General features: G+C 74.6%; 27 protein-coding genes and 2 pseudogenes. 13 read left to right on the forward strand and 16 right to left on the reverse strand.

The annotated features are described in order from the left end of the window. Positions 1-31 precede the first annotated feature (31 nt). Both MF408_RS13975 and MF408_RS13980 read right to left on the reverse strand, forming a co-directional pair. A complete protein-coding gene (locus MF408_RS13975) occupies positions 32-1,231 on the reverse strand; it encodes an acyl-CoA dehydrogenase family protein (protein WP_240248211.1) in 1,200 nt (399 codons plus the stop codon). After that, the gene (locus MF408_RS13980; protein WP_240248212.1) at positions 1,228-2,013 is read right to left on the reverse strand and encodes an enoyl-CoA hydratase/isomerase family protein; all 786 of its coding nucleotides are present in this window, start codon (positions 2,011-2,013) and stop codon (positions 1,228-1,230) included. Before MF408_RS13980 ends, MF408_RS13975 begins: the two co-directional genes overlap by 4 nt. 93 nt (positions 2,014-2,106) lie before the next feature. Here MF408_RS13980 and MF408_RS13985 point away from each other — a divergent pair, with 93 nt between their 5' ends. Continuing rightward, complete coding sequence (locus tag MF408_RS13985) at positions 2,107-3,108, forward strand: acyl-CoA dehydrogenase family protein (protein ID WP_240248213.1); 1,002 nt, start codon at positions 2,107-2,109, stop codon at positions 3,106-3,108. 8 nt (positions 3,109-3,116) lie between these two features. On the opposite strand, the gene MF408_RS13990 is transcribed toward MF408_RS13985, so the two are convergent. After that, on the reverse strand, positions 3,117-3,734 hold the full coding sequence (locus tag MF408_RS13990; protein ID WP_240248214.1) for a TetR/AcrR family transcriptional regulator: 618 nt from the start codon (positions 3,732-3,734) through the stop codon (positions 3,117-3,119). Positions 3,735-3,806: 72 nt separating this feature from the next. Continuing rightward, positions 3,807-4,190: a nuclear transport factor 2 family protein gene (locus MF408_RS13995; protein ID WP_240248215.1), complete on the reverse strand. Its 384-nt coding sequence runs from the start codon at positions 4,188-4,190 to the stop codon at positions 3,807-3,809. A 64-nt stretch (positions 4,191-4,254) separates the two neighbouring features. Between MF408_RS13995 and MF408_RS14000 the strand changes: the two genes are divergently transcribed. Continuing rightward, complete coding sequence (locus MF408_RS14000) at positions 4,255-5,190, forward strand: alpha/beta hydrolase (protein ID WP_240248216.1); 936 nt, start codon at positions 4,255-4,257, stop codon at positions 5,188-5,190. A 45-nt stretch (positions 5,191-5,235) separates the two neighbouring features. Here the strand turns inward: MF408_RS14000 and MF408_RS14005 are convergent, their stop codons facing one another. Beyond that, a complete protein-coding gene (locus MF408_RS14005; protein WP_240248217.1) occupies positions 5,236-5,796 on the reverse strand; it encodes an acyl-CoA dehydrogenase family protein in 561 nt (186 codons plus the stop codon). A 154-nt stretch (positions 5,797-5,950) separates the two neighbouring features. Here MF408_RS14005 and MF408_RS14010 point away from each other — a divergent pair, with 154 nt between their 5' ends. After that, positions 5,951-6,229: a hypothetical protein gene (locus MF408_RS14010; protein ID WP_240248218.1), complete on the forward strand. Its 279-nt coding sequence runs from the start codon at positions 5,951-5,953 to the stop codon at positions 6,227-6,229. Here the strand turns inward: MF408_RS14010 and MF408_RS14015 are convergent. Next, positions 6,189-7,247 carry an acyl-CoA dehydrogenase family protein gene (locus tag MF408_RS14015; protein ID WP_240248219.1) on the reverse strand — a complete coding sequence of 353 codons (1,059 nt, stop codon included), beginning with the start codon at positions 7,245-7,247 and terminating at the stop codon, positions 6,189-6,191. The genes MF408_RS14010 and MF408_RS14015 overlap by 41 nt on opposite strands. A 218-nt stretch (positions 7,248-7,465) precedes the next feature. Here MF408_RS14015 and MF408_RS14020 point away from each other — a divergent pair, with 218 nt between their 5' ends. The 6 genes and pseudogenes from MF408_RS14020 (at position 7,466) to MF408_RS14045 (ending at position 11,862) form a co-directional block, all read left to right on the forward strand. Beyond that, complete coding sequence (locus MF408_RS14020) at positions 7,466-7,903, forward strand: OB-fold domain-containing protein (RefSeq protein ID WP_240248220.1); 438 nt, start codon at positions 7,466-7,468, stop codon at positions 7,901-7,903. Further along, positions 7,896-8,357, forward strand: a pseudogene (locus MF408_RS14025) (thiolase family protein); the annotation flags it as partial. The gene MF408_RS14020 and the pseudogene MF408_RS14025, both read left to right, overlap by 8 nt. Positions 8,358-8,460: 103 nt before the next feature. Then, positions 8,461-9,042: a thiolase family protein gene (locus tag MF408_RS14030; RefSeq protein WP_240248221.1), complete on the forward strand. Its 582-nt coding sequence runs from the start codon at positions 8,461-8,463 to the stop codon at positions 9,040-9,042. Between the two features lie 13 nt (positions 9,043-9,055). Continuing rightward, complete coding sequence (locus MF408_RS14035) at positions 9,056-10,636, forward strand: NAD(P)/FAD-dependent oxidoreductase (RefSeq protein WP_240248222.1); 1,581 nt, start codon at positions 9,056-9,058, stop codon at positions 10,634-10,636. 58 nt (positions 10,637-10,694) lie between these two features. Beyond that, the gene (locus MF408_RS14040) at positions 10,695-11,285 is read left to right on the forward strand and encodes an acyl-CoA dehydrogenase family protein (protein ID WP_240248223.1); all 591 of its coding nucleotides are present in this window, start codon (positions 10,695-10,697) and stop codon (positions 11,283-11,285) included. A gap of 7 nt (positions 11,286-11,292) precedes the next feature. After that, positions 11,293-11,862, forward strand: coding sequence for an acyl-CoA dehydrogenase (locus MF408_RS14045; protein WP_240248224.1), 570 nt, complete (start codon positions 11,293-11,295; stop codon positions 11,860-11,862). Positions 11,863-11,875: 13 nt separating this feature from the next. On the opposite strand, the gene MF408_RS25515 is transcribed toward MF408_RS14045, so the two are convergent. The 4 genes and pseudogenes from MF408_RS25515 to MF408_RS14060 form a co-directional block, all read right to left on the reverse strand. After that, positions 11,876-12,358, reverse strand: a complete 483-nt coding sequence (locus tag MF408_RS25515; protein WP_345893950.1) for a hypothetical protein — start codon at positions 12,356-12,358, stop codon at positions 11,876-11,878. After that, positions 12,332-13,207 (reverse strand): annotated as a pseudogene (locus MF408_RS14050) (AMP-binding protein); the annotation flags it as partial. The gene MF408_RS25515 and the pseudogene MF408_RS14050, both read right to left, overlap by 27 nt. Before the next feature lie 254 nt (positions 13,208-13,461). After that, on the reverse strand, positions 13,462-14,688 hold the full coding sequence (locus MF408_RS14055; protein WP_275693170.1) for an acetyl-CoA C-acetyltransferase: 1,227 nt from the start codon (positions 14,686-14,688) through the stop codon (positions 13,462-13,464). A gap of 1 nt (position 14,689) precedes the next feature. Further along, positions 14,690-15,847: a CaiB/BaiF CoA-transferase family protein gene (locus MF408_RS14060; protein ID WP_240248226.1), complete on the reverse strand. Its 1,158-nt coding sequence runs from the start codon at positions 15,845-15,847 to the stop codon at positions 14,690-14,692. Between the two features lie 104 nt (positions 15,848-15,951). On the opposite strand from MF408_RS14060, the gene MF408_RS14065 reads away from it, so the two are divergent. The 4 genes from MF408_RS14065 to MF408_RS14080 all read left to right on the forward strand — a co-directional run bounded on the left by MF408_RS14065 (position 15,952) and on the right by MF408_RS14080 (position 20,186). Then, positions 15,952-16,764, forward strand: coding sequence for an enoyl-CoA hydratase-related protein (locus tag MF408_RS14065; RefSeq protein WP_240248227.1), 813 nt, complete (start codon positions 15,952-15,954; stop codon positions 16,762-16,764). Beyond that, the gene (locus MF408_RS14070; RefSeq protein ID WP_240248228.1) at positions 16,761-17,615 is read left to right on the forward strand and encodes an SDR family oxidoreductase; all 855 of its coding nucleotides are present in this window, start codon (positions 16,761-16,763) and stop codon (positions 17,613-17,615) included. Before MF408_RS14065 ends, MF408_RS14070 begins: the two co-directional genes overlap by 4 nt. Then, positions 17,615-18,439 carry an LLM class flavin-dependent oxidoreductase gene (locus MF408_RS14075; protein WP_240248229.1) on the forward strand — a complete coding sequence of 275 codons (825 nt, stop codon included), beginning with the start codon at positions 17,615-17,617 and terminating at the stop codon, positions 18,437-18,439. Before MF408_RS14070 ends, MF408_RS14075 begins: the two co-directional genes overlap by 1 nt. A 130-nt stretch (positions 18,440-18,569) precedes the next feature. Next, positions 18,570-20,186, forward strand: a complete 1,617-nt coding sequence (locus MF408_RS14080; RefSeq protein WP_240248230.1) for an FAD-dependent oxidoreductase — start codon at positions 18,570-18,572, stop codon at positions 20,184-20,186. A 139-nt stretch (positions 20,187-20,325) separates the two neighbouring features. On the opposite strand, the gene MF408_RS14085 is transcribed toward MF408_RS14080, so the two are convergent. From MF408_RS14085 to MF408_RS25525, 6 genes are all read right to left on the reverse strand, one after another. After that, complete coding sequence (locus tag MF408_RS14085; RefSeq protein ID WP_240248231.1) at positions 20,326-20,955, reverse strand: FAD-binding protein; 630 nt, start codon at positions 20,953-20,955, stop codon at positions 20,326-20,328. An 878-nt stretch (positions 20,956-21,833) separates the two neighbouring features. Next, complete coding sequence (locus MF408_RS14090) at positions 21,834-22,826, reverse strand: alpha/beta hydrolase (protein WP_240248232.1); 993 nt, start codon at positions 22,824-22,826, stop codon at positions 21,834-21,836. Positions 22,827-22,848: 22 nt separating this feature from the next. Further along, positions 22,849-24,120: an AMP-binding protein gene (locus MF408_RS14095; protein WP_275693479.1), complete on the reverse strand. Its 1,272-nt coding sequence runs from the start codon at positions 24,118-24,120 to the stop codon at positions 22,849-22,851. A gap of 228 nt (positions 24,121-24,348) precedes the next feature. Then, complete coding sequence (locus MF408_RS14100; RefSeq protein WP_240248233.1) at positions 24,349-24,624, reverse strand: hypothetical protein; 276 nt, start codon at positions 24,622-24,624, stop codon at positions 24,349-24,351. Next, entirely contained in the window at positions 24,621-25,364 is a 744-nt protein-coding gene (locus tag MF408_RS25520; protein WP_275693171.1) for an FAD-dependent monooxygenase, read from the reverse strand. Before MF408_RS25520 ends, MF408_RS14100 begins: the two co-directional genes overlap by 4 nt. Continuing rightward, positions 25,346-26,023, reverse strand: coding sequence for an FAD-dependent monooxygenase (locus MF408_RS25525; protein ID WP_275693172.1), 678 nt, complete (start codon positions 26,021-26,023; stop codon positions 25,346-25,348). The genes MF408_RS25520 and MF408_RS25525 overlap by 19 nt, the downstream gene beginning before the upstream one ends. Positions 26,024-26,034: the final 11 nt, after the last annotated feature.

Consider the following 26,034-nt stretch of genomic DNA (forward strand, 5'->3'; position numbering starts at 1 on the left):
TCGGATCGACCGAGGAGCGGCACCGCGGCGCCTACGACGTCCGTGCCCAGGAGCGAGGGAGGCCGAGCAGCTGCTGTGCGACCAGGCTGCGGATGATCTCCGACGACCCGCCGGAGATCGTCAGTGCCCGCGACCAGAGCAGGGAGTGGAACCAGTTGTCGCGCAGGGCGGCGAACGTGTCGCCGGTCCCGCGGCCGGAGCTGATCAGGTCGACCGCGGCCTGGCACAGCTCGACGTTGAGCTCGGTGTAGGCGAGCTTGGCCACCAGGGCCTCGGCGCCGCTCGGCGTGCCCGAGCCGAGCCGACCGGTCGCCCGGGCGGCGCTGGTGCGCACAGCGGCCACCTCGGCGGCGAGGGAGGCGAGCCGGTCGCGGACGTCGTCCCACTCGATCGCCGGTCGGCCGTCGATCTCCAGGACCCGTGCGAGCGCGACGAGGTCGTCGTGCATCACGTCCAGCTGCACGGCGTTGGCGCCGACGTAGCCCCGCTCGGACGACAGGCCGGAGGAGACCACCGACCAGCCGTCGTCGACCGCGCCGAGCACCAGGTCGTTCGACACCTCCACCCCGTCGAGGAACACCTCGCAGAACTCGGCGGAGCCGGTCATCTCCCGCAGCGGCCGGACCTCGACCCCCGGTGCGTCCATCGGGAGGAGGAAGGCCGTGATGCCGGCCTGCAGCCGGGCGGAGGGATCGGTGCGGGCGAGCAGCACGCCCATCTGGGCCCACTGGGCGTCGGTGGTCCACACCTTCTGCCCGGTGACGCGGAACCCGCTGCCGTCGGCGAGCGGTTCGGCGCGGGTGGTGAGCGCAGCGAGGTCGCTGCCGACGCCGGGCTCGCTGAACAGCTGGCACCACACGTGCTCGGCGCTGCGGATCCGGGGCAGGAACCCGGCCTGCTGCTCCTCGGTCCCGAAGGCGATCAGGCAGTGGGCGGCGAGCAGCGTCTGGTCGAGCGGCCGGGGAGCGCGCGCCCGGATCAGCTCCTCCATGACGACGGTGTCGTGCTCGGCCCGGTGGGCCGGGTCACCGCCCCACCGCGGCGGCCAACCGCCGCCGAGCAACCCGGCGTCGAACAGGGCGGCGTACCATCGGCGGAGCCCCTGCTCCTCCGTCGGGTCGGCCGGAACGCGGAGGCCGTCGCGGACATCCGACCGCGGTGCGTGCTCGGTGACGAACGCCCGGACCGCTGAGCGGAAGGACCCGACGTCGGTCGTCTTGTCGATGCTCACGGTGCGATGCTCACGCCCTCGAGCGCTCCCGCATCCGTGCGAGGCGCTGCTGGAACTCCGGCTCGGCGAACGACTCGGCCTCGGCAGCGAGCACCGCGGGGAGGTCGGCGTCGACCCGGCGGCGCAGCGGCGCGTCGAGGGTGGCGAGCGTCTCCCCGCACGGCCTGGGGAGGCAGGGCGGCGACCTTGCGGGCCAGCTCGAGCGCCTCGGGGAGAGCCTGCCCCGGCGGTACGACGCGGTTGGCGAGGCCGATCCGGTGGGCCTCCTCGGCCGTGATCCGGCCACCGAGGAGGATGAGCTCCTTGCTGCGCTGCAGGCCGATGTGACCCGGCCAGGTCAGCACCGACCCGTCGCCCGCGACCAGGCCCAGCGACACGTGGGGGTCGGCGAGGAACGCGTCCTCGGCCATCACGACCAGGTCGGCGAAACCCGCCAGGCTGCAGCCGAGACCGACCGCCGGACCGTTGACGGCGGCGACCAGGGGCAGCGGGAACCCGACCAACGCCCGGACGATCTGCTCCGCCTCGGCCATGATCGCTGCGCGGACGGACGTGTCGTCGACCATCCGCTGCAGCAGGTGGAGGTTGCCGCCTGCGGAGAAAGCCTCGCCGGCACCGGTCAGGACGGCGGCCCGGACCCCCTCGAGCGCGGCCACCTCCTCCCAGACCGTCGCCAGCCGGCCGTGGAGCTCCTCGTCGGAGGCGTTGAGGGAGTCGGGACGGTTGAGCGTGAGGATCGCGACCTGGCCGTCGACCTCGATCGTGATGGCGTCGTTCGTCATGGGGGACCTTCCGGGAGCGGGCTGCCAGTCTTGCCGGTAACCTTATTCGACGTCAATATTGCTTTCTCTGCTTCCTGCGCCGAGGATCGCCCTGTGACCGACTCCGCACTCGCCGACTTCCGGCGCTCCGTCGCCCGCGCCGTCGGCGCGCCGAGCCCCACCCCGGTGCGGCCGGACCGCGACTGGCTCGCCGACTGGCCGACACTGACCGCCCTCGGGGCCGGCACGCTGCTCGACAGCGACACCGGCGGCGGTCAGGAGGCGCTGCCGTTCGCGGTGGCCATGGCGACCGAGCTGGCGCGTGCGCTGCACCCCGCGCCCGCGGCCGCGCTGCTCCCCGCCTCCGGCCTCCGGTCCGGGCTCGGCGGTGCGATCACGGACGAGACGCCGGTGGTCGTGGTCGACGGTGACGGGGTCCGCACCGACGGCGGTGCCCCCCGAACCCGGCGCCCCCGTCCTGCTGACGGGGAGACCGGTCCGGTCGTGGGCCACGAACCGGCGGTGCGGGTGGTCGTCCTGACGGCCGCCGGCGCAGCTCTCGTCGCGGGCGACGCCGCCGGCCTGACGGCTCGGGAGGAGGTGACCCTCGACGAGACGCGCGCGGTCCACCGGCTCGCGATGGAGGGGGTGGAGGGGCGGTGGATCGGCGACGTCGACGAGGTGCGGCTCCGCCGCCAGACCGCGTTGCTGGTGGCTGCCGACGCGGTCGCGGCGACGGCGCTCGCCGTCGACCGGACCGTCGCCTACGCGCGCGAGCGCACGACGTTCGGAGCCCCGATCGGGCGCTACCAGGCCGTCCAGCACCGACTGGTCGAGCACGCGATCGCGGTCCAGCAGCTGGAGGACCTGGTCGTGTCGGCCACCGAGGCGGTCGTGGCCGACGACGCGCCCGACCGCGCCCTCGCGGTGCTGGCGACCCGCTGCTACGAGCGCGCCCCCGCGATCGTCAGCGACTGCATCCAGCTCACCGGTGGACTCGGCTTCACCTGGGAGCACGGCCTGCACTTCGCGCTGCGCCGGGTCGTCGCCGACGCGGGCCTGGTCGGCGGGGCGCGGCGGGCGCGCCGCGACCTGGTGCGCGCGGCCGGGTGGTGAGAGCGGTTTCAGGAGGCGTCGTCGCGCAGGCCGATCGCGTTGGCCCAGAGCAGCGTCAGCTGGTCCACGGCCCGCTCCTGGTCGAAGTCCTCGCTGTGGATGAACATCGCCTCCGCGAAGCGCGCGACCATCCCGCCGAGCGCGGTGGCGGCGTAGCGCCGGTCGACCCGCTTGTCGGCGATCCCCTTCTTCTGCAGCCGCTGGATGGAGGACTCGAGCCGGGCGGCGAGGTAGTCGTCGCGGCGCTTGCGGGCCGCGCGCACCTCGGCGTCGTAGCGGCTGACCTCCTCGATCACCCGCATGATCTTGGCTTCCTTCTTGTAGGCCCGCAGGTAGGAGCGGTTGGCCGCGCGGATCCGCTCGATGGGCTCGGGCGGGTCGCCGTCGTAGGCGATGTCGTCCATCGAGACCAGGCGCACCTCCACCTCGTCGGCGATCTCCCGGAACAACGACTCCTTGGAGTCGAAGTAGTGGTAGAAGGACCCGTGCGAGACGCCTGCCTCGGTCGCGATGTCGGTGATCCTGGCCTGGAGGAACCCGTCGCGCTCGAAGACCGTCTTGCCCGCCTCGAGCAGGCGCGCCCGGGTTCGCCGCCCCTTGGCGGAGCGGGGCTCGGTGTCGGGCATGGGACCTCCTGGTCTCGAATCGGCGTCAGGTTACACAACGGCCGCCGCGGATCGCGGCGGCTGAGCCACTGCTCAGGAGCCGCCGAGGCGCACGGCCGACTCCACGGAGACGACCCGCTCGGCGAAGCGCGCCCGGGTGCCGTCGTCGACCACCCGGTCGGCGTAGGTGCCCGCCAGGATCCGCGACCCGTCGGCGGCGACGAAGACGAACTTGGAGCGGACCCGGAGGCCGTCCGGTCCGTCCTCGACGGCCGGCACGCCACTGGTGTGCACGCCGTCCGGCGCGTCGGCAGCGAACCTGCTCAGGGCCTCACCCTCGATCCGGCGGTCGCCCACCACGAGCGCCGCATCGGGCTCGAAGAGTGCAGCCCAGGCGGTGGCGTCGTGCGCGTCGACGTGCACGGCGTAGTCCGCCAGCAGGGTGCAGATCCGGGTGAGGCGACCGTCGGCCGTCATGGAGAACCTCCGCGATAGTTCTGACTATGATGTCGAAGTCAACCACTGTTGCGGAGGTTTCGCCATGACCCCCACCTGGAGCACCCGCATCGACGCTGCCTACCTCCCCGTGGGCGACCTGCCGCCGCTCGGGCTCGGCGACGGCAACCTCGCCGCGGTCCGCGCCTCGCTCGACGGACGCCGGGCCGAGACCGTCGCCGCGACCCCCTCCGGTGCGGTCCGGGTGGAGGACCGCGACCTCCCGGTGTCCGGTCGGACCGTGGCCGTGCGGCTCTACCGCCCACCCGGGGACGCCCTGCCGGTGGTGGTCTACGCCCACTCGGGCGGCTACGTGCTCGGCAACCTCGACACCGACCACCAGCGGTGCCTCGACCTCGCCCGGCTCGCCGGCTGCCTCGTCGTGAGCGTCGACTACCGCCTGGCGCCGGAGCACCCCTACCCCGCCGGCCTGGACGACTGCTTCGACGTGGTGGCGGCGGTCGCGGCCGACCCCGGCGCGGTCGGCGGTGACGGCTCCCGGATCGCACTCGCGGGCAGCAGCGCCGGTGCTGGGATGGTGGCCGCCCTCGCACTCCGGGTCCGCGACCAGCTGCCCCAGGTGGCCCTGCGCCACCAGCTGCTGCACCAGCCGATGCTCGACCCCCGGTGCGCCACCGCCTCGATGGCGGAGTTCGGCGACACGCCGTACTTCGACGCCGCGAGCGCACGCTACGCCTGGGCGGCCTACGCCGGCAGCGCCGTCGACCCGACCTACCTCGCGGCGGCACTCGCCGAGGACGTCAGCGGCCTGCCGCCCGCGTTCGTGACCTGTTCGGAGGTCGACCCGCTGCGCGACGAGGCGGTGGAGCACGCCCTCCGGCTGAGCCGGGCGGGGGTCCCGACCGAGCTGCGGCTCCACGCCCGCACCTGTCACGGCTTCGACTCGGTGGCCCCGACGACCGCGCTCAGCCGCGCCGTCGTCGAGGAGCAGGCCGCGGCGCTGGCGGCGGCGCTGACCTAGCGATGCCTGCGGTCCGCGAGCGGCCGACCCGGACGACCACCGGTCTCACAGCCGGACGAGGTCGGGCAGCTCCCCGGTGGTGCGCACCGCGCGGCCCAGGCCGACCGCGAGGGAGGCGGCGGTCCCGCCGAACGCGTCGAGGGCGAGCGCCCGGCGCTGCAGCCGGTGGTGGTGGTGCTCCCAGGTGAACCCGATCCCACCGGTGACTTGGAGCGTGTGCTGCGCGATGCGCCGGCCGACCCGCCCGGCCAGGACCTTGGCCGCGGTGGCGGTCCGCTCCCACTCGTCGCTGCCGACCGCGCCGTCGCGGCCCGCGACGACGGCCGCGTCGACGAGCGCGCGCAGCTGGTGCCGCTCGGTCGCGGCCCACGCGAGCAGGTCCTGGACGGGAGCGAACTCCGCAAGGGTTCGGCCGAACTGCCGTCGCTGCTGGACGTAGGCGGCGGCGTCGTCGACCAGGCGGGTGCAGGCGCCGAGAGTCTCGACGGCGGCACCGAGCCGGAGCCGGCCGCGAACGGCGGGGGCGTCGGTCGGCCAGCACCGGTTCGGGCACGACCACGACGCCGTCGCGGACCGGCTCGAGGACCACGAGGTAGTCGTCGTCATCGGCGGTTCGCTGCACCAGGCCGGGCTCGGTGACGACGACCAGGCCGTCGCCGGGCCGGTCGACCGCGACGGGGGTGCCGGGGGTCCACCCGGCGGTCACCAGCTGCCCGTCGTCCTCCGTCCGTTCGGCGAGCACGAGGTCCGTGCGCTCCAGGTGCCCGGACCGCACGAGGTCGGTGAGCGCGAACCGGGCCAGCACCGACGACGTCGCGGCGTGGTGGCCCTGCGCCTCGAGGAAGGCGTAGACCGCCTGGTCCTCCGCCCCGCCCGCGTCGGGAGCCGACAGCAGCTGGTCGATGCCGAACTCCGCCGCGGCGCCCGCGCCGCCGAGGCGCGCGATGGTGCGGTCGGCCGCGGCGAGCAGCTCGACGTACGCCGGGTCGCGGCCGGGGTCAGCCACGCCCGAGCCCCAGCACGTGCTTGGCGATCGTGATCAGCTGCATCTGCTGGGAACCTCCGTAGACGGTGACGATGCGGGAGAAGAGGTACTCGCGTTGGCGCAGCAGGTCCTCCTCGTCGACGGGCACGCCGACCCGCGGTCCGGTGGCGTCGTGCACGAGGTGCTGGAGCTCCTGCTCGGCGCGGGTCATCAGCAGCTTGTTGAACGCGGACTCCGGTCCGAGGTCCTGTCCGGCGGCGTCACGGTGCAGGAGGTCGGCCGCGGCCGCACGGACTCCGGCCCACTGCGCGACGAAGTCTCCGACGGCGCGGTCGTCGGCGACGGTGAGCGACTTGTGCTCCTCGAGCAACCTCCGGCGGAAGCCGCAGTGCCGCAGCCACGACAAGGTGCCGCGCTCGCGGGCCAGCAGATACATGGCGACCGCCCACCCCTCGCCCGGCTCGCCGACCAGCTGCGTGCGGGGGACGCGCACGTCGTCGAGGAAGACCTGGGCCAGCTCGTCGGTGCCGTTGGCCTGCCGGATCGGCCGCACCCGTACGCCGGGTGCGGTGAGGTCGATGGCCATCATCGTCAGGCCGCGGTGCCGCTCGTCCGCGGTGCCGGTGCGCACGAGGGCCAGGCACCACCGGGCCCACTTCGACCAGCTGGTCCAGATCTTGGAGCCGTTGACGACGAACGCGTCGCCGTCCTCGACGGCGCGGGTGCGCAGCGACGCCAGGTCCGAGCCGGCCTCCGGCTCCGAGAACCCCTGCGACCACACCTCCGCGCCGTCGAGGAACCGCGGCAGGCGTTGCTCGAGGAACGCCGGCTGGGCGTAGCGCACGAGGGTGGGGGCGATGATCTCGACGTGCTCGAAGACGGCCGGCCCGTGCCACCCGGCGCGGAACAGCTCCTCGTGCACGGCGGCCCGGTGCAGGCTGCTCCCTCCGCGGCCGCCGTACTCCTCGGGCCAGCCGTAGCGACCCCAGTCCGCCTCCCAGAGCAGGGCGCGGAGCCGGCGGGCCCCTGACCACCGTCTCGTCGAAGTCGGCCGAGGCGCCGAGCAGGGCACGAAGGTCGACCTCGTGGTCGCGGACCCAGCCGGCGAAGGCCGCCGTGAAGGACGACAGCCCGCCGTCACCGACGGTGCGCTCGTGCGCCTCGATCACACGCTTCCTCCGACCTGGTCGACCGTTCCTGTACTTAACTTCGACGTCAGTGTAGATTTTCGAGCGTGTTGAGGACAAGGGATCACGGCGGGCCAGTTCCGCGACGAGGAGGACGGCAGTGGTGAGAGCGGTACCGGTCGCGGAGGAGCTGTTCACCTGGCCGGCCGACCAGCCACGCCTGGTCGGCGGGCGGTGCGAGCGCTGCGGTGTGCTCACCTTCCCGGCGGGCGGCGGCTGTCCCGCCTGCGGCTCGGACACCGTGACCAGCACGCTGCTCGAGCCGGAGGGGACGCTGTGGAGCTGGACGAGCCAGGAGTTCCTCCCGAAGGAGCCCTACCTCGGCGCCACGGACCCGGACTCGTTCGAGCCGTGGTACGTCGGCCTCGTCGAGCTCGGCGGTGAGATCCGCGTCGAGGGCCGGCTCACCGGTTGCGACGCGTCGACGCTGCGGATCGGCCAGCGGATGCGCACCGTGGTGGTGCCGTTCGCGAGGCGGGGTGACGAGGACGTGCTGACCTTCGCGTTCGCCCCGGTGGGAGAGGAGCAGGCGGATGGCTGACGTGGCGATCGTCGGAGTGGGGATCCACCCGTTCGGCCGGTTCCCCGGCAAGTCCGGGCTGGCGATGGGCGCCGACGCCGCGCGCGCGGCGCTCACCGACGCGGGCGTCGACTGGGGCGACGTCCAGTTCGCGGTCGGCGGCAGCTACGAGGTCGACCAGCCGGACGCGGTGGTCGGCTCGCTCGGCCTCACCGGCATCCCGTTCACCAACGTCTACAACGGCTGTGCGACCGCGGGGAGCGCACTCTCCGTCGCCAGCCGGACGATCCGCTCGGGCGAGCACCAGCTCGGCCTCGTCGTCGGGATGGACAAGCACCAGTCCGGTGCGTTCAGCGCGAACCCGCCGGACTACTCCTGCCCGGAGTGGTTCGGGGAGGTCGGGCTGTTCCTGACCACCAAGTTCTTCGGCATGAAGATCAACCGCTACATGCACGACCACGGGATCCCCGCCGAGACGCTCGGCCAGGTCGCCGCCAAGGCCTACCGCAACGGAGCGCTGAACCCGAACGCCCACCGCCGCAAGGGAGCTCACGACCGAGGAGGTCCTCGGGTCCCGGATGCTCAACCACCCGCTGACGCAGTACATGTTCTGCAGCCCCAACGAGGGGGCGGCGGCGCTCGTCGTGTGCGACGCGGCGGTGGCGCACCGCTACACCGACCGGCCGGTCTTCCTCCGCTCGACCGAGGTCCGCACCCGGCGCTACGGCGCCTACGAGGTGCACACCCCGTCGACCGGGGTCGAGCACGTGCCCGCGCCGACCGTGGACGCTGCTCGGGCCGCGTTCGAGAAGGCCGGCGTCGCGCCCTCGGAGGTCGAGATCGCCCAGCTCCAGGACACCGACGCGGGTGCGGAGGTCATCCACATGGCCGAGGTCGGGCTCTGTGCCGACGGGGAGCAGCCCGGGCTGATCGCCGACGGAGCGACCGGGATCGGCGGCCGGCTGCCCGTGAACACCGACGGTGGCCTGATCGCCAACGGCGAACCGGTCGGTGCCTCCGGCCTCCGGCAGGTCCACGAGCTGGTGCACCAGATGCGGGGCACAGCGGGCGAGCGGCAGGTCCCGGGCCGGCCCCGGGTGGGGGTCGCGCAGCTCTACGGCGCCCCCGGCGTCGCCGCGGTCAGCGTCCTCACGCGCTGAGGGGAGCTCGGTCGTGCTCGACGCGCCCCCCGAGGCCGCCCCCGGTCCCGACGTGCTGGTCGTGGGAGCCGGGTTCGCCGGCGTCTACGCCGTCCACCGGTTCCGCGAGGCCGGCCTGTCGGTGCGCTGCGTCGAGGTCGCCGACGACGTGGGCGGGGTGTGGTGGTGGAACCGCTACCCCGGGGCCAGGTGCGACGTGGAGAGCCTCGACTACTCCTACTCCTTCTCCCCGGAGATCCAGGCGGAGTGGCGGTGGACGGAGCGCTACGCCACCCAGCCCGAGATCCTCGCCTACCTGCGGTTCGTCGCCGACCGGCTCGGCGTCCGCGAGCACACGACGTTCGGGGTGCGGGTCGTCGCCGCCCGCTACGACGCCGCCGACCCGGGCTGGACGGTGACCCTCGACGACGGGAGCGAGGTCCGGACGCGTCGCCTGGTGTGGGCCACCGGACCGCTCACGGTGCCGCTGCGACCCGACGTGGAGGGGCTCGACCGGTTCGCCGGCCGGGTCCTGCACTCGGGCCGGTGGCCCCACGAGGAGGTCGACTTCTCCGGCCGTCGCGTGGCCTGCCTCGGCACCGGCTCCTCCGGCATCCAGATGGTGCCGCGGCTCGCCGAGGCGGCCGAGCACCTCCACGTCCTGCAGCGCACACCGAACTTCAGCATCCCCGCGCACAACTTCGTCTACGACGAGCACCGCCTCGCCGAGGCGATGGCCGGCTACGACGAGCGGCGACGGGTCTCGTGGAGCAGCGCGGGCGGGACGCCCTCGACCGCCCGGGACCTGAGGACGTTCGACGTCGACGCGGAGGAGCGGCGCAAGGTCTTCGAGGAGGCATGGGCGGTCGGCGGCGGCCGGTTCACCCGGGCGTTCGCCGACCTGGTCACCGACGAGCGCGCGAACGCCGAGGCGGTGGCGTTCGTGCACGAGAAGATCCGGGAGGTCGTGCGCGACCCCGACGTCGCCGAGAAGCTGCTGCCCCGCGACCACGCCCTGGGTGCCCGGCGGATCTGCGTCGACACCGGCTACTACGAGACGTTCAACCGCGCGAACGTCACCCTGGTCGACCTCCGCGCCGAGCCGCTCCGCCGGGTCACCGAGAGGGGCGTGGTCGTCGGCGACCGCGAGATCGAGGTCGACGACCTGGTGCTCGCGACCGGCTTCGACGGGCTCACCGGCGCCCTCTCGGCGATCGACGTCGTCGGCAGGGGACGGCCTCCGCCTCCGCCAGGCCTGGGCCGACGGTCCCGACAACTTCCTGGGACTGGCCGTGCACGGCTTCCCCGACATGTTCGTGCTCAACGGGCCGGGCAGCCCGTCGGTGCTCGCCAACATGGTGCTGACCTCCGAGCAGCAGGTCGACTGGGTGACCGCGCTGCTGGCCCGCGCGGGCGACCGCGTCGTGGAGGCGACGGCCGAGGCGCAGGCCGGCTGGGTGGAGCAGGTCGACCGGATGTCGGAGCCGCTGCTCGCCAAGCGCACCGCCTCCTGGTACACCGGGGCCAACGTGCCCGGCAAGCCGCGCGGCTTCGCGATCTTCGCCGGCGGCTTCCACACCTACCGGCGGCTCTGCGCCGACGTCGCCGACCGTGACTACGACGGCTTCGTCCTGCGCTGACGACGAGCTGGAACGACCCGCGAGGAGGACCGGATGGACAACGCCGACCTGGAGGCCGTGCTCACTTCCGTGCGCGACTTCGTGCGCAAGGAGGTCGTCCCGCTGGAGCGGGAGATCGACGAGAACGACGAGGTGCCCGAGCACGTCCGGCGGACCGCCCGCGACATGGGCCTGTTCGGGTTCGCGATCCCGGAGTCGTACGGCGGCCTCGGCCTGAGCGCGTCGGAGGAGGTGCGGCTGATGTTCGAGCTCGGCTACACCACGCCGGCGCTGCGCTCGATGTTCGGCACCAACAACGGGATCGCCGGGCACGTGCTGCTCGAGGGCGGCACGGAGGAGCAGAAGCAGCGTTGGCTGCCCCGGCTGGCCTCGGGCGAGGTGGTCGCGTCGTTCGCCCTCACCGAGCCCGACGCAGGGTCCAGTCCGGGTGACCTGCGGACGACGGCTCGCGCCGACGGCGAGGACTGGGTGATCTCGGGCAGCAAGCGCTACATCACCAACGCGCCGATCGCCGACGTGTTCATGGTCTTCGCCCGGACCGTCGCCGCCGACGGCACCCAGCCGGGGATCTCGGCGTTCCTGGTGCCCCCGGGACGCCGCGGGCCTCTCGGTCGGGCCGCGTGACCACAAGATGGGCCAGTTCGGCGCCTGGACCGCCGACGTCAACCTCGACGCGATCCGCGTGCCCGCCGCCGCGCTGGTCGGCGGCGACGCCGGGGTGGGGCGCGGCCACGCCACCGCGATGCGGTGCCTGGCCCACGGCCGGGTGCACATCGCCGCCCTGTGCGTGGGCCTCGCCCAGCGCCTGGTGGACGAGACGGTCGACTACGCGCGCACCCGCAAGCAGGGTGGTCGGCCGATCGGGGGGTTCCAGCTGGTGCAGGGGCTGATCGCCGACTCGGTGACCGACACCCTCGCCGCGCGCAGCCTCGTGCTGGAGGCGGCCCGCGCCTACGACGACGGCAGCGACCGGCGGGTCGCCCCGGCGGCGGCGAAGTACTTCGCCAGCGAGGCGGTCGGCCGGGTCGCCGACCGGGCGGTCCAGGTGCACGGCGGTGCCGGCTACATGCGGGAGTCGGCGGTCGAGCGCTTCTACCGCGACGCCCGGCTGTTCCGGATCTACGAGGGCACCAGCCAGATCCAGCAGGTGATCATCGCCCGCGAGGTGCTCGGGCCGGCGGGGACCGGGAAGCAGGCCTAGGGCCCGGGAGGCGTCAGGACCGCAGCCGGGGCGCGAGCAGCCGGCGCACCCCGCCGCCGTCGAGGCGGCGCCGCTGCACCTTGCCGCTGGTCGTGCGGGGGAGCGGCGCGTCCCAGACCACGACCTCCTCGGGCAGCTTCCACTTCGCCAGCCCGGCGGCGAGCAGGTGGTCGACCACCGACTCGAACGCCAGCCCGTCGAGGTCGGCGCCGTGGAGGGCCAGCGCCAGCCGCTCTCCGGTGGCCGGGTCCGGCACGGCGTACCCCACCGCCTCGACGACCCCCGGGAGCGTCCGGGCGACGGCGTCGACCTCGGGCAGCGAGATCTTCAGGCCCTTGCGGACGACGACCTCCTTGAGCCTTCCGGTCACGGTGAGCCGGTCGCCGTCGAGCCGGCCCAGGTCGCCGGTGCGGAACCAGCCGTCGTCGGTGAACGCCGCCCGGTTGTCCTCGTCGTGGAGGTAGCCGAGGAACAGGTGAGGGCCGCGTAGCAGCACCTCGCCGGTCGCGGGGTCGGTGGCGACCTCGGCCCCCGGCGCGACGGCGCCGTCGTCGGCCAGGCGCCGCTCGCCGGTGTCGTCGGGCATGGTGTAGGTCGACAGCGGGGCCTCCGACGAGCCGTAGACCCGGGTCGGGACGATGCCCCAGCGTCCGGTCGCGAGCTCGAGCAGGTCGCGCGGGATCATCGCGCCGCCGAGCGAGATCGACCGCAGCGGCAGGGCGGCGAGGTCCTGGCGGCGGGCCTCGGCGAACAGCTCCTCCGCGATCACCGGTGCGCCGCCGAGGGTGGTCGCCCCGTGCTCGACGAGCCGGCGCAGCGACGACGCCGCGGAGAACCGATCCTCCAGCACCAGGGCCGCACCACGGTCGAGGGTCAGGTGCACCTGCATCACGCCGGTGATGCTGGCGACCGGACTGCTCAGGAACGCGGCGTCGTCGGGCCCCAGCCCCAGGCCGTGGGCCATGTGGCGGGCGCCGGAGCGCAGCGTGTCGAGGCTGTGGACGACCGCCTTGGGCCGGCTGGTCGTCCCCGAGGTGAAGAAGACGGCCGCCGGCGCGGCCGGGTCGGGCTCGGCCCACGCCCGGTCGGGCTGGTGACCGTCGCCGAGGTGGTCGAGGTCGAGGACGGGCACACCGAGCCCGTGGAGGTCGAGCCGGTCGGCGTGCTCGGAGGTCGACACGACCAGGTCGACGTCGAGCGGACCCGTCGCGTGCTCGACGTCGGCGGTCCCGCACCGGCGGTCGAGCATCACCACGGCGGCGCCGCTGCGGACGGTGGCCAGGTACGCCGCCACCGCCGGCGCCGCGACCGGTGCCACCAGCAGCACCGCGCTGCCGCTGCCCGCCCCGTGGTGACGGGAGCCCCGCGACCATGCGCGCCACCACGGCCTCGAGCTCGGCGTAGGTCCACGACCGTTCGTTGTCGACGAGCGCGGTGCGGCCGGGGGTCTGCCCGGCCCAGTGCTCGAGACCGTCGCGCAGCCGCTGCGCGCGCCAGTGCCCGCGCGCCGCGTAGCTCTCGGCCAGCGTCGGGTCGGTTGCCCGTGCGATCTCGATCGTCATCGTCGTCCCCGCCGTCCTGGTCGTTCTGGTCGTGCCGTCATCCTGCCGGTGCTAGTCGTCGATCCGCTCGAGCACGACCGCGATCCCCTGGCCGCCCCCGATGCAGATGGTCTCCAGTGCGTGGCGCGCGTCGCGCCGGTGCATCTCCCCGCACCAGCGTGGCGAGGATGCGGACGCCGGTCGCGCCGACGGGATGGCCCAGCGAGATGCCCGAGCCGTTGACGTTGAGGCGGTCGAGGTCCCCGGCGCCGAAGCCCCACTCGCGGGTGACGGCGAGCGCCTGTGCCGCGAACGCCTCGTTGAGCTCGATCAGGTCCATGTCGGCGAGGGTGAGTCCCGCCCGGTCGAGCGCCGCCCGGGTCGCCGGCACCGGCCCGATGCCCATGACGGCGGGGTCGACACCCGCCACGGCGCCCGCGACCACCCGGGCGAGCGGGCGGAGGCCGCGCCGCTCGGCCTCGTCCCGGCTCGTGACCAGGCAGGCTGCGGCGCCGTCGTTCTGCCCGCTCGCGTTGCCGGCGGTCACGGTCGACTCCGGGTCGACGTCGGCACGCACCGGTCGCAGGCGCGCGAGCGCCTCCATCGAGACGTCGGGCCGCGGGTGCTCGTCGGCGGCGACCACCGTGGTGCCGCGCCGTCCGTGGACCGTGACCGGGACCAGCTCGGCGTCGAACCGGCCCTCCTGCTGGGCCGCGACGGCCCGCTGGTGCGAGACGAGGGCGAGCCGGTCCTGCTCCTCCCGGGGGATCCGGTACTGCCGGCGGAGGTTCTCCGCGGTCTCCAGCATCCCGCCCGGCACGGGGTGGTGGCGGCCGCCGGCGGTGACCCGGCCGCGGCCGAGGGCGTCGTAGAGCCCGACGTCGCCGGCTCGTGCGCCCCAGCGCTGGGTGGTCGAGTAGTAGACGGCCTGGGACATGCTCTCGGCGCCGCCGGCCACCACGGTGCGTGCGACCCCGGTGCGGACGAGGGCGTCGGCCAGCAGCACCGCCTGCAGCCCGGACCCGCACCGCCGGTCGACCTGGAGGCCCGGCACGGTGACGGGGAGGCCGGCGTCGAGCGCGACCACGCGGCCCAGCGCCGGCGCCTCGGAGGTGGGGTAGCAGTGGCCGAGGATCACGTCGTCGACGGCGTCCGGCTCCAGGCCGGTGCGCTCGAGGAGGGCCGCGACCACCGTGGCACCGAGCTCCTGCACCGGGACGTCCTTGAGCGCGCCGCCGTAGCGGCCGACGGGCGTGCGGACCGGTTCGCAGATGACGACGTCCATGTCAGTTCTCCCTCTCGGTCGGGGCGGTGCCTCCGGTCGCCAGCTCGGCCAGGATCGCCTCGGTGTGCTCGCCGAGCGCCGGCACCGGCTCGAGCCGCGCGGGCCAGGTCGCGGAGCCAAACGGCGGGAGCAGGGTGGCGACCGGTCCGACCGACGACCCGACGGTCGTCCACCGCTCGCGCTCCGTCAGCTCGTTGTGGTGCGCGGCCTCGGTGACCGGGCGCAGCACGGCGTTGCCGATCCCGGCCGCGTCGGCCCGGGTGCAGATGTCGGCGATGTCGTGCTGCGACGTCCACGCGGCGATCTCGGTGTTGATGGCGTCGCGGTGGTGCCAGCGCTGGTCGTTGGTCGCGTACGCCGGGTCGTCGGCCAGGTCGGGCCGCTCCAGCAGGCGGCGGGTGAGGCGCTGCCACTCGTCGTCGTTGGTGGTGCCGAGCACGACCTGCCGGCCGTCCCGGGTGGGGTAGGCGCCGTAGGGCGAGACGGTCGGTGAGCTCATGCCGTCCGGGGGGCGCTCCTCGCCGGTGTAGCGGGCATGGAGCAGCCCGAAGCCCATGAGGTCGGCCGTGACGTCGAACATGCTCATCCTCAGTGCCGCGCCGCGGCCGTGGACGTGGCGGGCCTGCAGCGCCGCGAGCGCCGCGAGGGCGGCCATCAGGCCGGTGCCGACGTCGGCGGCGGGGATGGCGGGGCGGGCCGGCCGGCCGGGCCAACCGGTCGCCGCGCAGGCGCCTGCCTCCGCCTGTACCAGCAGGTCGTAGGCCCGGCGGTGGGCGTTCGGCCCGTCGGGGGCGTAGCCGGAGATGTCGACGGCGACCAGGCGGGGGCGGCGCGCGACGAGGCTCTCCGCGTCGAGCCCGAGCCGCTGCGCCGCACCGGGAGCGAGGTTCTGCACGACGACGTCGGCGCGGTCGAGCAGCGCCTCGAGCGCCGGGCGGGCGTCCGGGTCCTTGACGTCGAGCGCCAGCGACTCCTTGTTGCGGTTGAGCCAGACGAAGTGGGTGGCCAACCCGTCGACGTCGGTGTCGAACGACCGGGTGAAGTCGCCGCTCCCCGGCCGCTCCACCTTGATCACCCGCGCGCCCAGGTCGGCCAGCAGCCGGGTGCAGTAGGGGGCCGAGACCGCCTGCTCGAACGAGACCACGGTGGTCCCGGTCAAGGGTGCCGCTGACGTCTGCACGGATCCTCCTTCGCTCGTCCCTTGCCCGGGACGACTGGGCCGACTATAACTTTGACGTCAATATCGAATTGCGAGGAGTCGCCGTGCCGTCGCTGGAGACCGGGACGCAGCAGGTCGGCGCGAGCCTCGACGACGACGGCGTGCTGACCGTCACCCTCGACCGGCCCGGAGCGCGCAACGCGCTGTCCCTGGAGATGCTGGAGGGGCTGGCCGCGGCGGTGGAGGCTGCCCGCACCCGACCCGCGGTCCGGGCGCTGCTGCTCACCGGCGCCGGGCCGGCGTTCTGCGCCGGGGGCGACGTCACCCTGATGGCCGAGGGGCGCAGCATCTTCGGCGAGCCGGACGACCCGGCAGGACGGACCGCCCTGCAGACGGAGCTGCAGCGACGCACCGTCGTCGCCCTCCACGACCTGCCCAAGCCGACGGTCGCGGCGGTCAACGGCCCCGCGGTCGGAGCCGGACTGGCCCTCGCCCTCGCCTGCGACGTGCGCCTCGCGGCGTCGACAGCCACCCTGATGACCGGGTTCGGCCGGGTGGGGCTCGCCGGCGACTTCGGCTGCAGCTGGCTGCTGCACCGCCTCGCCGGGCCGGCGGTCGCCCGCGAGCTGCTCTACGGCTCGGCGCCGCTCCGCGCCGACGAGGCCCGCGACCGGGGGCTCGTCAACCACGTGCACCCCGCCGAGGAGCTGGCGGACCGCGCGCTCCGGACCGCGCGGGCCTTCGCGCGGGTGCCGGCGCCCGCCGCCCAGGTGATCGCCGAGACCGCCGCCCTGGTGCCGGTCCTCGGGTTCGCCGAGGCCTGCGACCGCGATGCCGAGCTCCACGTGCGGCTCACGGCCACGCCGGAGCACCGTGCCGCGGTGGAGGAGGCCCTGCGCACCCTGCGCAACCGGTGACCGACGACCCGACGACCAACGAGAACGACCAACGACGAACGACCGGGCGACCGGACGACCAGGTCGACCAGACCGAGAAGCAGCACGAGGACACCGAGGACACGGAGGGCCCCATGGACACCGGAGGAGCGCGCCGGGCGCTGGTGACAGGCGCGGCGCGCGGACAGGGAGCCGCCATCGTGCGCACCCTCGTCGCGGAGGGGTACGTCGTGCTCGCCTGCGACGTGCTGGCCGACGAGCTCGCCGCGGTCGCCGCGGAGGCGCCGGAGCAGGTCGTGGCCCAGCCGCTGGACGTGACGTCGGAGGCCGGGTGGTCGGCCGCGGTCGCAGTGGCCAAGGAGAAGTGGGGCGGCCTCGACGCGCTGGTGAACAACGCCGGCACGCTGCACCGCGCGTCCCTGCTCGAGGAGGACCCGGCAGCGTTCGAGCGCGCCTGGCGCGTCAACTGCCTCGGACCGCTGCTGGGCCTGCAGGCCTGCGTGCCGCTGCTGCGCTCGGGCAACGCGCCCGCCGTGGTCAACACCGTCAGCAACGCCGCCCTCCGCCCGTTCGACCGGCACGTCGGGTACGCGTCCTCCAAGTGGGCCGCCCGCGGCCTCTCGCTCAGCGCGGCGCTCGAGCTCGCCGAGCTCGGCATCCGCGTCAACACCGTGCTCCCGGGGCCGATCGCCACGCCCATGCTCTCGCCGGAGAGCGTCCCCCGGATCTCCTCCTTCGTGCCGCTGGGCCGTCCGGGGGAGCCGCCGGAGGTGGCGGCGGTCGTGGCGTTCCTCCTCTCGGACGCGTCGTCGTACCTGGTCGGCGCCGAGGTGCTGGTCGACGGCGGCCAGCTGCTGCGGACGCACCTGTGATGCGCATCGCGATCCACTCCTCGACGACCAACCGGGGCAGCGTGGAGCAGGTGGTGGCCGAGGTGGCACGCACCCGGGAGGCGGGGCTCGCCGGCTACTGGGCGCCGATGCTCAACGGCGTCGACACGCTCACCGCCCTCGCCGTGGCCGGCGCTCGGGTCCCCGACGTGCGGCTCGGCACCGCCGTGGTGCCGCTGCCGCTGCGCAGCGCCTACGCGCTCGCGCAGCAGGCGCTCACCGTGCAGGAGGTGACCGGTGGCCGGCTGACCCTCGGCCTCGGTACCTCGCACCAGGTGCTCGCCGAGGAGCTGTTCGCCGTCGAGTGGCGACCGCCCCTCGCGACCATGGCGACCTACCTCACGGCGCTCGGGAGCCTGCTCTCCGGGGCGGAGCCGCAGCGGCTGCGGCCCCCATCACGATCTCAGGCGCCGGCGCCGGAGATCGTGCTCGGCGCGGTCAACCCCCGGATGGCGGCGCTGGCGGCGGACGCCGCGGACGGGGTGGTGACCTGGGCTGCGGGCGCGCGGACGGTCGCCGACGTGATCGTCCCCGCGGCAGCCGGCCGGGAGCGGCCGTTCCGCGTGGTCACCGCGGTGCCGGTCTGCGTGACGGACGACGAGCCGGCCGGGAGGGCCGCGATCCACCGCAAGCTCGGCGCCAACGACGCGTTGCCGTCGTACCAGCGGGTGCTGGCGCGGGAGGGTGTCGACGGCATCGCGGCGCTGTCCCTGGTCGGGGGACGAGTCCGCGGTGCGGGACGGGCTCGACCGCTTGGCCGACGCGGGTGTGACCGAGCTCGCCGCCCACGTCGTCGCGACCGGTGACGACGAGGAGCGGACCTGGCGACTGCTCGCGGCGGTGGCGGCCGAGACCGGTTGATCGGACGAGCGCCCGGCCGTAGTGTGCGTTTATCGATGAATGCTGCTCGATATTCGCACGCCGCAGGGGTGGGGTATGGCGGACGAGTACGACGTCGTCGTCCTCGGGAGCGGTGCCGCGGGCCTGACCGCGGCGTTCACCGCCGCCCGGGAGGGCGGCACGGTCCTCGTGGTGGAGAAGAACGACCGGATCGGCGGCACCAGCGCCTGGTCGGGCGGGCACCTCTGGGTGCCCGACCACCCGCACCTGGCCGCGATCGGCGTCGAGGACAGCGCCGAGGAGGCGATCGCCTACCTCACCGCTCTCGGCAGGGGCGTGGTCGAGGAACCGCTGGTGCGCGCCCTCGTCGAGGCAGGACCGCGGATGATCGCCTACCTCGAGCGGCACGGGAGCGTGGAGTTCTTCCCCGTCCCCGGGCTTCCCGACTACCACCCCGAGCTGCCCGGCGGGAAGCCGGGCGGCGGCCGGACGTTGGGCACCGACCTGTTCTGCTTCGACGCCCTCGGCGACTGGCAGGACCGGGTGGAGCAGAGCCCCTACTACCCCTACGACCTGCGGATGGACGAGACACCGCTCGGACGTGCGGTGCCGCAGCCGCCGACGGAGGAGGAGCGGGCCCGGCGCGCGGCCGCCAACGAGCGCGGCATGGGCCACGGCCTGGTCGGCCTCCTGCTCGCCGCCTGCCTGCGGGAGGGCGTCCGCCTCGAGACCGCCACGCCCGCGCGCGAGCTGGTGATCTCCGGCGGCCGAGTCACGGGTGTCGTGGTCGACGGCCCGGGTGGTGGCCGTGCGGTGACCGCGCGGCGCGGGGTGGTGCTCGCGACGGGGGGCTTCGAGTGGAACCCCGAGCTGTGCGCGACGTTCCTGCGCGGCCGGATGCAGATGCCGGTCTCGATCCCGACCAACACCGGCGACGGCCTGGTGATGGCGATGCGCGCCGGCGCGGCGCTGCAGAACATGCGGGAGGCCTGGTGGATCCCCGTCGCCCCGCTGCCCTCCGGGGTCAACGCGATGGACCGCGACATGATCAACGGCGACCGCACCCGTCCGCGCAGCATCATGGTCAACCGGGCCGGCCGCCGGTTCACCAACGAGGCGGCCAACTACAACGCGATCGGAGGCGCCTTCCACCAGGAGGACGTCAACTCCTTCGACTACGCCAACCTCCCGGCCTGGGTGGTGTTCGACCACGGCTACCTGACCCGCTACGGCAGCACGAACCGGCCCTACGACGGGCAGACGCCGCCGTGGCTCACCGAGGGCGCGACGCTCGCCGAGCTGGCGGGCCGGCTCGGCATCCCCGCCGGCGCGCTCGAGGCGACCGTGGCGCGCTGGAACGGCCATGTCGCGGCCGGGGCCGACCCCGACTTCGGACGCGGCGAGAGCGCGCACGACCGCTGGTGGGGCGACCCCTACCGCAAGGGCACGGTCGAGGCGACCCTCGGCCCGATCGACGAGCCGCCGTTCTACGCCCTCGAGCTGACCGTCGGCGCGCTCGGCACCAAGGGCGGGCCGAAGGTCGACGCCCACGCCCGGGTCATCGACCTCGACGGACGGCCGATCGAGGGGCTGTACGCCGTCGGCAACGCGTCCTCACCGACCGGACCGGGCTACGGCGGCCCGGGCGGCACCCTCGGGCCCGGGATGACCTTCGGGTGGATCGCCGGCCGGCACGTGGTCACGGCCCGGTGACACCCGCGCGGGACTCCCGGCCGCGACGGGGAGCCGGCTCGTCCCGGGCGGCCGCGGTGCCGGCGTACATGCCCCAGACGGTGGCGACCGCGAGGGGTGGCCCCGGCTCCGCCGTAGACCATGCCCGACGGGCTCGCCATCACGTTGCCCGCCGCGTAGAGCCCGTCGATGACGTCGCCGTCGACGTCGAGCACCCGCCCGTCGGCGTCCGTGCGGGGGCCGCCCTTGGTGCCGAGCGCCCCGATGGACACCTCCACCCCGTAGAACGGCGGGGTCGCCACCGGTCCGAGCGTCGCGAACGGCGAGTCGGGGTCGCTCGCCCCGCCGCCCGGCCAGCGGTCGTAGGCGCTCCGGCCACGGCCGTGGTCGGGGTCCACCCCTCCGCGGCGTGCCGGTTGAACCGGTCGACCGTCTCCAGCAGCGGTGCGGCCGGCAGCCCCAACGCCGCGGCCAGGTCGGCGATGGTGCCGGCCCGCGCCGCCCACTCCGGGACCGGCGCGCCGGGCGCGGACCCGAAGACGCCGAACCGGTCGACCGTCGCCTGGTCGAGCAGCAGGTAGGCCGGCACGTTCTCGTAGTCCAGGCGTGACTCGTCGAGCCGGTGGAACGCGCCGCCGAGGGCGTTGTAATTGGCGGCCTCGTTGCAGAACCGCCGGCCGTGGCGGTTGACCATGATCGACCCGGGCAGCGCCCGCTCCCGGGCGCACAGCAGCCCGTCCCGGCCGCCGTCGCGCCGGTGGTGGGGAGGCCGACGATCGGGGACCACCACGCCTCGCGCATGTTGCCGAGCCGGACCCCGACCCGCATCGCCATCCGCAGCCCGTCGCCGGTGTTGGTGGGCGCTCCGACGGGCCGGTCGAGCGGACCGCGCAGGTGGTCGCGCACCAGTGCGGCGTCGTACTCGAAGCCACCGGTGGCGAGCACCACCGCCGAGGCGCGGATGGTGCGGTGGCCGTCCGGGCCCTCGACCTCGACGCCCGCGACCGCGCCCGACTCGACGACCAGCCGGGTGCCGCGGGTCCGGGTCGCCACCTCGACGCCGCGCCGGAGGCAGGCCCGCAGCAGGCCGGCGACCAGCGCGCGCCCGAGGCCTTCCTGCTGCGCGGCCTCGCGCTCGGCGAGCAGGTCGGGCGCCACCACGCCCGTGCCGCCGCCCAGCGGGGTCTCGGCGATCAACATCCGCCGCGGCTCACCCGCGATCCGGTCCGCCCACTCCTCCATGCCGGCGAAGGAGACCAGCTCCGGCTCGATCGACCGGCCGCCGCGCGGCAGGCCGCCGGGGTGCTCCGGGTGGTAGTCGGGGTAGCCGGCGACGAGCCGCATCCGCAGCTCGGTGTGCTCCTCGACGAAGTCGACGAACCGAGGGCCGCCGTCGACCAGTGCCTCGGCGAGCTCGGGGAGGATCATCCCGTTGGAGAGGCTGGCGAGGTACTCCAGGCCGCGCTCGCGCGAGTCCTCGACCCCCGCCCGGCGGGCGGGCTGGTTGGCGGGGAACCAGATGGTGCCGCCGGACAACGCCGTCGTGCCGCCGAGGAGCTCCGCCTTCTCGAGCAGCGCGACCCGCGCGCCCCCCGACGGCGGCGGCGAGCGCCGCGGTCAGTCCCGCCGCGCCCGAGCCGAGCACGACGACGTGCCGCGCCGGGCCGCTCACCGGCCGGCCTCCGGCCGCGCCGGGAACTCGCCCGCGACGACCGAGCGGACCGCGCCGTGGACGTCGCGGAGCAGCTGCGCCGTGCGCGGCGTGGCCGGCGGTGCGCCGTAGCCACCGTGGATCACGCCCGGGTAGACGTGGAGCTCGGTCGGCACGCCGGCGCCGACCAGCCGCCCGGCATACGCCAGGTTCTCGTGCACGAAGGCGTCGACGTCGCCGACCGCCAGGAACGCCGGCGGGAGCCCGGAGAGGTCCTCCGCCCTGGCGGGTGCGGCGGTGGCCGGGACGTCGCCGCCGGCCAGCTCGCCGAGGTACGCCGCCCAGCACAGCCGGTTGGCCCGCAGGTGCCAGAAGCCCCAGTGCCCGGGGTCGTCGGCGATGGCCCGGATCGACGGCGTGATCTCCCGGTCGTCGAGCATCGGGTAGACCAACAGCTGCAGGGCGGGGAGCGCGAGGCCGGCGTCCCGGAGCCGGAGGCACAGCCCGGCGGCCAGGCCGGCACCCGCACTGGCGCCGCCGACCACCAGCCGGCCGGAGTCGACGCCGAAGCGGAGGGGGTCGTCGGTGATCCGGCACCAGACGGACTCCGCGTCCTCCAGCCCTGCGGGGAAGGGGTGCTCGGGGGCGAGGCGCCAGTCGACCGACACGACGGCGCAGCCGGTGTCGACGACCATCCGCTGCAGGCGGCCGTCGTTCTCGTCGAGGTCGCCCATCACGTAGGCGCCGCCGTGGAGCCACATGACGCAGGCGAGGGGTCCGGTCGCGTCGGCCGGCCGATACCACCGCACACGTACGTCGGGCCGGCCGTCGAGCCCCGCCACCACCTCGTCGGAGCGGCGGACCCTGGGGTCGGGCGGCTCCGGCGGCCCGCCGGCGGCGGCGTAGGTCGAACGGATGGTGTCGACGCTGGTCAGGTCCCAGCCGGGCAGACGGTCCAGGACCGCCCGGGTGCCGGGCTCGACCCGGCGGTCGACGTCGATGGCGGGCATGGTCAGCTCTCCTCCCACGTCCTCAGGACGTTCTTCCGGATCTTTCCCGTGGCGGTCTTGGGCAGGTCGGAGAAGACCACCCGCCGCGGGACCTTGAAACCCGCCAGCCGGCCGCGGAGGTGCGCCACGAGGTCGTCGGCCGAGACCGACGCACCCTGCCGGAGGGTGACGTACGCGACCGGCACCTCGCCCCCACCGGTCGTCGGACCTGCCGACGACGGCGGACTCCACGACGTCCGGGTGCGCGTCGAGGGCGCGCTCCACCTCGACGGAGGCGATGTTCTCCCCACCGGAGATGATGATGTCCTTGCGCCGGTCGCGGATCTCGACGTAGCCGTCGGGGGTGCAGCACGGCCAGGTCGCCGGTGAGGAAGCAGCCGGACCTGGTGACGGCCGCGGTCGCCTCGGGGTCGCGGTAGTAGCCGAGCATCACGTTGTTGCCGCGGACGGCGATCTCGCCCAGCGTCCGACCGTCGGCCGGCACGTCGTCGCCGTCGGGGCCGAGCACCCGGAGCGGCGCCGAGATGATGTTGCCGACGCCCTGCCGGGCGCGGAGCGCCGCAGTGGCGCCGCCGTCGAGCTCGTCCCACTCGGGCTGCCACTCGTTGACGGCGACCGGCCCGAACGTCTCGGTGAGGCCGTAGAGGTGGGTGACGTCGAGGCCCAACCGTTCGAGCCGGCCCAGCAGGGCGGGCGACGGTGGGGCGCCGCCGGTGTCGACGTGCACCCGGTCGGTGAGCGGCGTCGCGGCCGGGTCCTCCGCGATCATCGTCAGCACCGTGGGTGCCGCGCTGAAGTGGGTGACCGGCTCGTCGCGCAGGAGCCGCCACACGGCGTCCGGGCGGACCGCCCGCAGGCAGACGTGGTGCCGCCGGCCGCCGTCACGGCCCAGGTGAAGCACCACCCGTTGCAGTGGAACATCGGCAGCGTCCACAGGTAGCCGCTCCCGGGACCGAGCCGGGCGTGGTGCGCCATCGCGACGGACTGGAGGAAGGCGCCCCCGGTGGTGGTACATGACGCCCTTCGGCCGCCCGGTCGTCCCCGAGGTGTAGTTGATCGCCAGCAGCTGGTCGTCGGTGACCTCGGCCCGGTCCCGCGGGTCGGCCGGAGCGGCGAGGAGCTGCTCGTAGTCGTCGTCGCGGCCGCCGGCGACGACGACCGGTACGCCGCAGGCAGCCGCCAGGGAGCGGGCGCGGTCGGCGAGCTCCTCGGTGGCGACCAGGAGAGAGGCGCCGGAGTGGTCGAGGATGAAGCGCATCTCCTCCTCGGCCAGCCGGACGTTGACGGCGACCAGGGCACGCGCCGCGGGCCGGGACGGCGTGGTGGAGCTCGAGCAGCACGTGGCTGTTGGTGCACAGCGCGGCCACCCGGTCGCCGGGCTCGACCCCCAGCCGGGCGAGCGCCGACACCAGCCGGTCCCGCCGGTCGGCGAGGTCGGCGTACGTGAACCGGCGGTCCCCGTCGACGACCGCCGGGCGCCCGGCGAACGCGCTGACGGCGCGGTCGAGGAACGAGACCGGCGTCAACGGTGCGAACGTGAAGTCCGCCATGGGCGTTCCTCCTCGAGCCGGGACGGCGTTGCCGGTGGTGTGCGGATGCTGGTCGCCCGCGCGACCGCCCGGACCAGCTGCCCGGTGTCCTGGGCGAGCCCGGCGCCCGCGACGATCCGGTCCGGCCGGAGGACCACCACGCCCACAGGATGCTGGTCGAACCAGCGCTTGACGTCACCGTCCGCGTCGCCCACCACGGTGCCCAGCGTGGCGTCCTCCGCCGCCGAGCGCCAGTGGAGCTGCGTCATCGGGCGCACCTCCAGCAGCCGTGCTCCCAGCCGCTCGAGGGTCGTGCGGGTCGCTGCGTCGACGACCCGCTCGAGGGGGTTGCCCCAGACGAGGACGGCGAACCAGTCGCCCAACGCGTCGTCGAGGCGCACCACGGTGCCGTCGCGCGAGGCCACCCGGGGCTGGGGGAACATCCGGCCGACGGGGAGTCCTGGGGGAGCGGCCGGGTCGCATGCGCCACCGCCCCCTCCTCGTAGCGCGGCATCGGCTTGAAGCGCATCTCGGTGAGGTAGCTCTTGGCCGCCGGCACCGCGCCCAGCGCCCGGAAGAACGCGTCCCGGGCGAGCGCCACGGACAGCCGGGTGGGGGAGATGATCCGGCCGACGAGCGTCGAGAGGTTGACCATCGCGGTCGCGTGCGGGCGTCGCTCGACGTCGTAGGTGTCGAGCAGGGCGTCGCCGCTGTGGCCGCGGAGCACCGCAGCCAGCTTCCAGGCGAGGTTGGCGGCGTCGCGGATGCCGGAGTTGAACCCCTGCCCCTGCCAGACCGGCATCAGGTGGGCGGCGTCCCCGGCGAGCAGCACCCGTCCCGAGCGGAAGCGGCCCGCGACCCGCGCGTGGTGGGTGTACACGCGGGCCCGGATCACGTCGAGCCGCGCGGGGTCGGGCACCAGGGGCGCCAGCAGCGCCCGCAACCGGGCCGGGTCGTCGACCACGTCCTGGTCCTCGCCGTCGTGCAGCATCAGCTCGAGCCGGCGCACGCCGTGGGGAGGTGGATCGACACGTACGGCCGGCGCGGGTCGCAGCCGACGTGCACGTTGGGCGTCCCGAGCGGGTCGCCCGCGATGTCGACCACGAGCCAGCGCGTCGACTCGGTGGTGCCGTCGAAGGAGACGCCGAGCGCCTTGCGGACCGAGGACCGGCCGCCGTCGGCGCCGACGAGGTAGCTTGCCTCCCACACCCCGCTGCGGGTTCCGGACACGTGCGCCCGCACCCGGTCGCCGTACTGCTCGATGCCGGTGCACCGGACGCCGAAGTGCACCTGGACGTGGGGGAACCGGTCCAGACCTCGCAGCAGCTCGCGGTCGACCAGCGGTTGGATGAAGGAGTTGCGGCGCGACCATCCGTAGGCGCCGGTGCGTGGTGCGATCTCGGCGATCGGCCTGCCGTCGGCTCCGAGGAACCGCATGGCGTGGTCGGGGCCGGTGTGCTGGAGCACCGCGTCGACGAGGCCGGCGCCCTGGAAGACCCGGAGGCTCTCGTCGTCCATGCCGACGGCCCGGGGGTAGTCGAGCAGCCCAGGGCCGGCCTCGAGCACGTCGACGCCGATGCCGTGCACCCCGAGCAGGTTCGCGAGGGTCAGACCGGTCGGGCCGGCGCCGACGACGACGACCCGGTCCTGGGACGGGCGGGCGGTCATGCCGGCTCCGC

This window comes from Nocardioides sp. TF02-7, assembly GCF_022437945.1.
In the GTDB taxonomy this organism is placed as follows: Bacteria; Actinomycetota; Actinomycetes; order Propionibacteriales; family Nocardioidaceae; genus Nocardioides.

Coding starts and splice junctions, on each gene's coding strand:
- MF408_RS14055 (WP_275693170.1), bottom strand. CDS start 14,688: ATGGACGTCGTCATCTGCGAACCGGTCCGCACGCCCGTCGGCCGCTAC.
- MF408_RS14045 (WP_240248224.1), top strand. CDS start 11,293: ATGGGCCAGTTCGGCGCCTGGACCGCCGACGTCAACCTCGACGCGATC.
- MF408_RS14080 (WP_240248230.1), top strand. CDS start 18,570: ATGGCGGACGAGTACGACGTCGTCGTCCTCGGGAGCGGTGCCGCGGGC.
- MF408_RS14005 (WP_240248217.1), bottom strand. CDS start 5,796: ATGACGACGACTACCTCGTGGTCCTCGAGCCGGTCCGCGACGGCGTCG.
- MF408_RS14100 (WP_240248233.1), bottom strand. CDS start 24,624: ATGACGCAGCTCCACTGGCGCTCGGCGGCGGAGGACGCCACGCTGGGC.
- MF408_RS14075 (WP_240248229.1), top strand. CDS start 17,615: ATGCGCATCGCGATCCACTCCTCGACGACCAACCGGGGCAGCGTGGAG.
- MF408_RS14090 (WP_240248232.1), bottom strand. CDS start 22,826: ATGCCCGCCATCGACGTCGACCGCCGGGTCGAGCCCGGCACCCGGGCG.
- MF408_RS14040 (WP_240248223.1), top strand. CDS start 10,695: ATGGACAACGCCGACCTGGAGGCCGTGCTCACTTCCGTGCGCGACTTC.
- MF408_RS13980 (WP_240248212.1), bottom strand. CDS start 2,013: ATGACGAACGACGCCATCACGATCGAGGTCGACGGCCAGGTCGCGATC.
- MF408_RS14030 (WP_240248221.1), top strand. CDS start 8,461: ATGCTCAACCACCCGCTGACGCAGTACATGTTCTGCAGCCCCAACGAG.
- MF408_RS14000 (WP_240248216.1), top strand. CDS start 4,255: ATGACCCCCACCTGGAGCACCCGCATCGACGCTGCCTACCTCCCCGTG.
- MF408_RS13990 (WP_240248214.1), bottom strand. CDS start 3,734: ATGCCCGACACCGAGCCCCGCTCCGCCAAGGGGCGGCGAACCCGGGCG.
- MF408_RS13995 (WP_240248215.1), bottom strand. CDS start 4,190: ATGACGGCCGACGGTCGCCTCACCCGGATCTGCACCCTGCTGGCGGAC.
- MF408_RS25525 (WP_275693172.1), bottom strand. CDS start 26,023: ATGACCGCCCGCCCGTCCCAGGACCGGGTCGTCGTCGTCGGCGCCGGC.